Below are 1137 nucleotides of genomic sequence, written 5' to 3'. Positions count from 1 at the left end.
TACCATAATGGATGATTTGGGTAATGCGCTGTTCTTACGGCATTAAAGTTATTTTGCTTCAATAACTTAATATCAGCGAGCATATCTTGTTTAGAAACAGCATGACCCTTTTCTGGGTGATGTTCATGACGATTAACACCACGTATCAATAAAGCTTGTCCATTTATCTTGAGTTGCCCATCACTAATTTCAACAACACGAAAACCAACTTGATAAGCTTCACAATCAACCAATTCACCTTGGTCATTTAATAAGGAGACAACTAAACGATATAGGTAAGGCGTTTCTGCACTCCATTTTTCTGGCGAGTTGATACTGATTTGCTGCTCTACTCGATCTAAATAGGCACCTTTTTCATCAATGATACGTTGTCCTGATCTACCTTGGCAGATATTGGATACCGCCTGTTTCTGCGCATCAAAAAGCTGTATGTTAACTTGATGATCTTGCATTTTTTGATTTAATAAGGTGCAAACATTTAATGTACCGTTGTTATAACAAGCGTCTAAGCTGGTGGTGATCGATACATCTTGGATCGCCACCTGTGGCTTACTCAATAGGGTTACGTCTCTAAATATGCCACTTAACCACCACATATCTTGATCTTCTAGGTAACTACCATCGGACCAACGCATTACCATGACGGTTAACTGGTTATTTTCTGCGACTAAATACTCTGTTAAATCAAATTCAGCTGGTAAGCGACTATCTTGCGAATAGCCTATCCAAATGCCGTTACACCAAAGGTGAAAAGCTGAGTTTACCCCATCGAAAATAATGCTGGTATTACGTGTCTGCCAGGTGTCCAGTAAGTCAAATTGATAACGATAAACCCCAGTTGGATTATCCTGAGGGACTAAAGGTGGGGTATCGGCGAAGGGATATTTAATATTGGTATAAATTGGATTGTCGTAACCTTGCAACTGCCAATTGCTAGGGACGGGTATTAGCGGCCAATCTTGAGCATTAAAATCTGGATTTATACAGGCTTCAGGTACACTTTCTGGCTTATCAAATAGAGTAAATTGCCACTGACCATTTAACGATTGTTGAAAGTCTGAAGTGTGATTATTTAATGCGACATCTTGGGAATGATATGCGGATAAAGGCGCATGCGCTTCGATCACATTGTGATGA

1 protein-coding gene is annotated in these 1137 nt (G+C 39.8%); it reads right to left on the bottom strand.

Annotation, left to right across the window (positions count from 1 at the left end):
• Window positions 1-1137 (bottom strand): sugar-binding domain-containing protein (locus tag DS885_RS00625; RefSeq protein WP_441344253.1); only part of this gene is annotated, 1137 nt, incomplete at both ends.

Source organism: Psychromonas sp. B3M02 (assembly GCF_003318165.1).
In the GTDB taxonomy this organism is placed as follows: domain Bacteria; phylum Pseudomonadota; class Gammaproteobacteria; order Enterobacterales; family Psychromonadaceae; genus Psychromonas.
This window is presented reverse-complemented; position numbering and strand designations above follow the sequence as displayed.